Source organism: Sphingomonas bacterium, from assembly GCF_028289855.1.
In the GTDB taxonomy this organism is placed as follows: Bacteria; Pseudomonadota; Alphaproteobacteria; order Sphingomonadales; family Sphingomonadaceae; genus Sphingomonas.
This window is the reverse complement of sequence record NZ_JAQGKZ010000004.1, coordinates 1-6211: the sequence shown is the minus strand read 5'-3', so window position 1 is coordinate 6211 and position 6211 is coordinate 1. Positions and strand designations below refer to the sequence as shown.

General features: G+C 64.8%; 7 protein-coding genes and 1 pseudogene. 6 read left to right on the top strand and 2 right to left on the bottom strand.

The genetic code is table 11. From position 1 onward, the window contains the following. Window positions 1-547, top strand: a 547-nt coding sequence (locus JWM94_RS00200) for a class I SAM-dependent methyltransferase (protein ID WP_299419376.1), incomplete at its 5' end; no start/stop codon positions are given. Beyond that, the gene (locus tag JWM94_RS00195) at window positions 547-1734 is read left to right on the top strand and encodes a serine hydrolase (protein WP_299419372.1); all 1188 of its coding nucleotides are present in this window, start codon (window positions 547-549) and stop codon (window positions 1732-1734) included. The genes JWM94_RS00200 and JWM94_RS00195, both read left to right, overlap by 1 nt. A 7-nt stretch (window positions 1735-1741) precedes the next feature. On the opposite strand, the gene JWM94_RS00190 is transcribed toward JWM94_RS00195, so the two are convergent. Both JWM94_RS00190 and purF read right to left on the bottom strand, forming a co-directional pair. After that, window positions 1742-2449, bottom strand: a complete 708-nt coding sequence (locus JWM94_RS00190; protein WP_299419369.1) for an SDR family NAD(P)-dependent oxidoreductase — start codon at window positions 2447-2449, stop codon at window positions 1742-1744. Beyond that, on the bottom strand, window positions 2446-3900 hold the full coding sequence (purF, locus tag JWM94_RS00185; RefSeq protein ID WP_299419360.1) for an amidophosphoribosyltransferase: 1455 nt from the start codon (window positions 3898-3900) through the stop codon (window positions 2446-2448). Before purF ends, JWM94_RS00190 begins: the two co-directional genes overlap by 4 nt. Window positions 3901-4021: 121 nt before the next feature. Here purF and hisI point away from each other — a divergent pair, with 121 nt between their 5' ends. The 4 genes and pseudogenes from hisI to JWM94_RS00165 form a co-directional block, all read left to right on the top strand. Further along, window positions 4022-4384 carry a phosphoribosyl-AMP cyclohydrolase gene (gene hisI, locus JWM94_RS00180; RefSeq protein WP_299419356.1) on the top strand — a complete coding sequence of 121 codons (363 nt, stop codon included), beginning with the start codon at window positions 4022-4024 and terminating at the stop codon, window positions 4382-4384. 92 nt (window positions 4385-4476) lie between these two features. Further along, window positions 4477-4971, top strand: coding sequence for a hypothetical protein (locus JWM94_RS00175; RefSeq protein ID WP_299419352.1), 495 nt, complete (start codon window positions 4477-4479; stop codon window positions 4969-4971). A gap of 37 nt (window positions 4972-5008) precedes the next feature. Beyond that, entirely contained in the window at window positions 5009-5434 is a 426-nt protein-coding gene (locus tag JWM94_RS00170; protein WP_299419349.1) for a MerR family DNA-binding transcriptional regulator, read from the top strand. Between the two features lie 2 nt (window positions 5435-5436). Further along, window positions 5437-6211, top strand: a pseudogene (locus JWM94_RS00165) (acyl-CoA dehydrogenase N-terminal domain-containing protein); the annotation flags it as partial.

Sequence of the window (6211 nt, the reverse complement as noted above, 5' to 3'; positions counted from 1 at the left end):
GGAGGAGCAGAAGACATTCGTCGATGCGCGTGATCTGCCGGGCGTCACCGTATCGCTGACCGACTATCGCGACGTGACTGGTCAATATGACGCCGTCGCCAGCATCGAGATGGTGGAGGCAGTGGGTGAGGAATATTGGCCCGCCTATCTCCGCGCGGTCGCCACTGCACTCAAACCGAGCGGTCGCGCGGCGATCCAGTTGATCTCGATCGATGACGCGATCTTCGAGGCCTATGCGTCGAGTGTCGACTTCATCCAGCGCTACATCTTCCCCGGCGGCATGTTGATCTCGGAAAACCGCTTCCGTGCCATCGCCGAGCGCAACGGCCTGGCGTGGCACGACCGGCATGGCTTCGCGCTGCATTATGCCGAAACGCTGAAACGCTGGCGCGGCGCATTCGATGAGGCGGCCGCCGAAGGGCGGCTACCGGTACGGTTCGACGCGGACTTCGTCGCGATGTGGCGCTACTATCTGATGTATTGCGAGGGCGGCTTTCGCGGCGGCGGCATCGATGTCGTGCAGGTGACGCTGATCAAGGAGGGGTGATGACCAAAGCGAAGCTGCTGCTCGCCGCGCTGGCGCTGGCCGGATGCGTCGGCGCGAATTCTCGCTGGGCCCCGATCATGGCCGGCCCGCCGCTCGACCCTGCGGCCGAGGCGCATATCCGCCTCGCCGGCGCCGAGATCCTGTTCTGGGATCAGGCCCAGCGCGACGCCAATTTCCCCCATATGGAGGCCAAGTTCCCCGGGCACATCGTCAAGGCCGGCGGTCGCGTACATCCGCTGCCGGCGGGCGCCGCGCTGCCGATCGCCGAGGGCGATGTCGCGCCATTCATGGCGGCGCAGAACGTTTCCGGCATGATCGTGCTGCAGGACGGCAAGATTCGCCTCGAACGCTATGCGCGGGGTTTTGATCGCGACGGGCGCTGGACATCCTTCTCGGTCGCCAAGTCGTTCACCTCGACGCTGGTCGGTGCGGCGATCCGCGACGGCTATATCGGTTCGGTCGACGATCCGGTGACACGCTATATCCCCGACCTGGCGGGCAGTGGCTATGACGGGGTGACCATTGCCCAGCTGCTGACGATGACCTCGGGCGTCAAATGGAACGAGGATTATACCGACCCCAATTCCGACGTGGCGCGGATGTTCTCCAAACCGGTGCCGGCGGGCGCCGACCCGACCGTCGCCTATATGCGCACGTTGCCGCGCGCTGATCCACCCGGCACGAAGTGGGTCTACAAGACCGGCGAGACCAATCTGATCGGTGTGCTGGTCGAACGCGCGACGAAGAAGACGCTCGCGGCCTATCTCAGCGAAAAAATCTGGAAGCCTTGGGGGATGGAGCGCGACGCATTCTGGATGACCGATCAGGCGGGGAACGAAGTCAGCGGCTGCTGCCTGTCGGTCGGTCTGCGCGACTATGCCCGAATGGGAATGTTCGCGCTGTCGGGTGGGAAGGGCGTAGTCCCCGATGGCTGGTTCGCTAGGGCGACCACGTCACAAATCCCCGCGACCCCCGACCTCGGCCCCGGCGGCGGCTATGGCTACCAATGGTGGGTACTCCCAGGCGGCCGCTTCGCCGCGATCGGCATTTTCGGGCAGAGCATTCTGGTCGACCCGGCAAAGAAACTGGTGATCGTCACGTCGAGCGCATGGCCAAAGGCGGTAGGCCCTGATCTATCCAAGGCGCGGGGGGCATTGTGGGCGAAACTGGAGGCTGCGGCGCAATAGCTCGCGCTCAGTCAATCCGTTCGACATGCCCCGACGCGAAGTCGTCTGCGATCAGCGACACGATCCGCGCGGCGACCTCCTCGGGCGGCTTGACCTTGGCGGGGTCCTCCCCGGGATATGCGCGCTCGCGCATCTTAGTGCGGGTGGCACCGGGGTCGATGATCGCAACGCGGATTTTGCTGACCGCTTCGACTTCCTCGCCGTAAGCAAGCACCAACGTCTCCATCGCCGCTTTCGACGCGCCATAAGCGCCCCAATAGGCGCGCGGTTTGCGCCCGACGCTGGACGTAAGCGCGATCACCCGTGCATGCGCCGACTTGCGGAGCGCTGGATCGAACGCCGCGATCATCGCCGCCTGCGCGCTGACGTTGAGCGTCATCACTTTGGCGAATTCGCCCGGATCGATCGCGGGCACCGCCGAAAGCGACCCGAGCATTGCCGCATTGAGCACCATGATATCGAGTGCACCCCAGCGTCCCGCAACCGCTGTCGCTAGCCGAGCGATATTGTCGGTCTGGGTCAAATCGAGCGGCGCGATCGTCGCGGTGCCGCCGGCAGCGTGGATTGCTTCCTCTACTTCCTCGAGCGCGCCCGCCGTGCGCGCGGTCAGAATGACGTGCGCGCCCTCGGCGGCGAGCGCTAAGGCGGTGGCAGCGCCGATCCCCCGGCTCGCGCCGGTCACCAGCGCGAGTTGTCCTTCAAATCTTTTGGTCATTCCGCCGCTTCGTGGAGGGCGAGTTCGGCGTCAAGCGCATCGTGATCGGTCAGACGCGTGGGATAGTCGCCGGTGAAGCACGCGTCGCAATAACGCGGGGTCATGTCGTTGCGTCCGGTCTCACCAAGCGCCTTGTACAGCCCGTCGATGCTGACGAACGCCAAGCTGTCGGCGTGAATGAAATCGGTCATGCCGGGGACGTTGAAGCGCGACGCGAGCAACTTGTCGCGCTCGGGCGTATCGACGCCATAGAAGCACGAATGCGTCGTCGGCGGGCTGGCGATGCGCATATGTACTTCGCGCGCCCCGGCCTCTCGCATCATCTCGACGATCTTGAGGCTAGTGGTGCCCCGCACGATCGAATCGTCGACCAGGATGATCGACTTGCCCTTGATCAGCGCGCGGTTGGCGTTGTGCTTCAGCTTGACGCCGAGCCGGCGGATCTGGTCGCCCGGCTGGATGAAGGTACGCCCGACATAGTGCGAGCGGATGATGCCGAGCTCGAACGGGATGCCCGATTGCTGCGCATAGCCGATCGCGGCCGGAACGCCCGAATCGGGGACCGGGATGACGAGGTCGGCCTCGACTGGCGATTCGATCGCCAGCTGCGCGCCGATCGCCTTGCGCACCGAGTACACCGACTGGTCGCCGTCGCCAGCGATCGAATCGGGCCGCGAGAAATAGACCCATTCGAAGATGCATGGGCGTGGGGCCGCGTTGCCAAATGGGCGGAGCGACCGGAGCTGGCCGTTCTCGACGATCACCAGTTCGCCCGGATCGATCGAGCGGATGAACTCTGCCCCGACCACGTCGAGCGCGACGGTTTCCGAGGCGAAGATGTACGCGCCGTCGAGCCGCCCCATCACCAGCGGGCGGATGCCTAGCGGGTCGCGGCAGGCGATCATCCCCTGCGGCGTCATCACGATTAGCGACCAGGCACCCTCGACTCGGCGCAAGGCATCGACGAACTTTTCGAGCGGATCGCGATAGCTGCTGGTGGCGACGAGATGGAGGATCACCTCCGTATCGCTGGTCGACTGGAAGATCGCGCCGCGCGAGACGAGATCGTCACGCAGGTACATCGCGTTGGAAATGTTGCCGTTATGGCTGACAGCGAAGCCGCCGGTGGCAAGTTCGGCGTAGAGCGGCTGGACATTCCTCAGCGCGGTTTCGCCGGTCGTCGAATAGCGAACATGCCCGCACGCCACGTCGCCACGCAATGCGGTCATAATCTCGTCGCGGTCGAAATTGCCCGCGACATGCCCCATCGCGCGGTGGCTGTGGAAATGCGCGCCGTCCCAGCTGGTGATGCCGGCGGCTTCCTGCCCGCGATGCTGGAGCGCGTGCAGACCCAACGCGACCAGCGCGGCTGCGCCATCGGCGCCGGACACACCGAACACACCGCATTCCTCGCGGAGCTTGTCGTCGTCGAACGGATTGGTCGTCAGCATGAGGGGGTCCGGATGCTGTGGCGCGAGGGCCATATAGTCAGGCGGTTTGGCTTTGTCGCGCATTTGTCATCATCGCGGCGCGCATTTTGTGGGAAGCGCTGCGGGCAGCTAGGGAGGGACCATGACCGACTCGCGCGAAACCGGGCAGACGCTCGATCCGAAATGGGATGCCAATGGCTTGGTGACGGCGGTGGTCACCGATGGTGATTCGAGCAGCGTGCTGATGGTCGCGCACATGAACGCCGAGGCGCTGAAGGCGACGGTCGACAGCGGCGAAGCGGTGTTCTGGTCGCGCAGCCGCGGCGGATTGTGGCGCAAGGGCGCGACGTCGGGCAACACGATGCACGTGCGCGAGGTACGGATCGATTGCGATCAGGACGCGGTATGGCTGATCGTCGATCCTGCGGGGCCGGCGTGTCATACTGGCGAGCGGTCATGCTTCTATCGGCGAGTTTCAGGCGATGCACTGGAGCGAGTCGATTGAGCCGCGTCGTCAACTTTCTACGCTTCCCCGGCGGAGGCCGGGGCCCAGCTGCCGGCGGCCCGATACTGGGCCCCGGCCTTCGGCGGGGAAGCGTGACAGGATTGGTGGCCGTCTCACTGCTCACCGGCTGTCAAAACCAATCAGCGCCCGATGCGCGGCCGACTCCGTCCAGCCTGGAGGCCGCAGCAATCGACGCCGGGATCATCTCCGATCCCGCCAACACCGATCCGACCGGACTATACGCGCGCGATCGCGACAAGATCTGCGTCGTCCCCAGCGCAACCGCGTTCCGCGTTGGATTGTACGTCGATTACGGCGACGATTATTTCTGCAGTGGGTCGGGCGAAGCGACACGCGCCGGGGAGACGCTGCATATCGAGTTGACCAGCGTGCCGGGGTGCAGTTTCGACGCGAAGTTCGATGGCGATCGCATCGCGATTCCCGGCGCGTTGCCCGACGCTTGCCAGAAAGCCTGCTCGAAACGCGCGTCGCTAGCCGGGCTCAATGTCGAACGGCTGAGCGATTCGCCATCGGAGGCGGCGGCGTTACGCGACGGGCGCGGCAGGATGCTCTGCGGCGGCAAGTAGCGTTGACGTAAACGTAAAGCTGGAATATTGATCGCGGATGCCTTGGGTACCCTCCAATGCCGCGATCGAGCCGCTTGCCGATCATGAGAGTTTCTCGATCTCCGATCTGTCGGCTGAATTCGGTGTCACCGCGCGGGCGCTGCGTTTTTACGAGGATGAAGGGCTGATCGCGCCTGAGCGGCGCGGCACGCAGCGCGTCTATTCGCACCGCGACCGAGCGCGGCTCGCCTGGATCCTGCGCGGCAAGCGCGTCGGTTTCTCGCTGACCGACATTCGCGAACTGATCGACCTGTACGACGTCGGCGACGGGCGGCGGACACAGCGCCAGCGTACGATCGACCGCTGCCGCGCCCGGATCGACACGCTCAACGCGCAGAAACACGACATCGACGCCGCGATCGCCGAACTGACCGAATTCACCGCCTTGCTCGAAACGGCGCGCGACAGCGACCGGAAGGACTGACCATGCCGAATTACACGCCCCCAGTGCGCGACACGCGCTTCGTGCTCGACCAAGTGCTCGGGATCGACCGCTACGCCAACCTGCCGGGCTTCGAAAACTCGACCCCGGACACGGTCAACGCGGTGCTGGATGAGGGCGGACGCTTCGTCGCGGAGGTGCTGTTCCCGCTCAACCAGTCGGGCGACCTGGAAGGCTGCACGCGCCATGACGACGGCAGCGTTACGACGCCAAAGGGGTTCAAGGAAGCGTACGCCCAGTTCGTCGAATCGGGCTGGGGCACGCTCGCCGCGCCCGCCGAATTCGGCGGCCAGGCGATGCCGCACGTCGTCTCGACCGCGTTCCAGGAATATATGATTTCCTCGAACATGGCGTTCGCGATGTATCCGGGGCTCACCCACGGCGCGATCGCCGCCTTGTTAGTCAAGGGATCACCGGAGCAGCAGGCAAAATACGTTCCCAAGATGGTGTCGGGCGAGTGGGGCGGCACCATGAACCTGACCGAACCGCAATGCGGCACCGACCTCGGGCTGATCCGCACCAAGGCCGAACCGCAGGCCGACGGATCGTACAGCATCACCGGGACCAAGATTTTCATCTCCGCCGGCGAGCATGACCTGACCAGCAACATCATCCATCTGGTGCTGGCCAAGACGCCGGGCGCGCCCGAAAGCTCGAAGGGCATTTCGCTGTTCGTCGTGCCCTAGATTCTGGTCAACGACGACGGGTCGCTCGGCGAGCGTAATGCCGTCCAGTGCGGGTCGATCGAACTCAAGATGG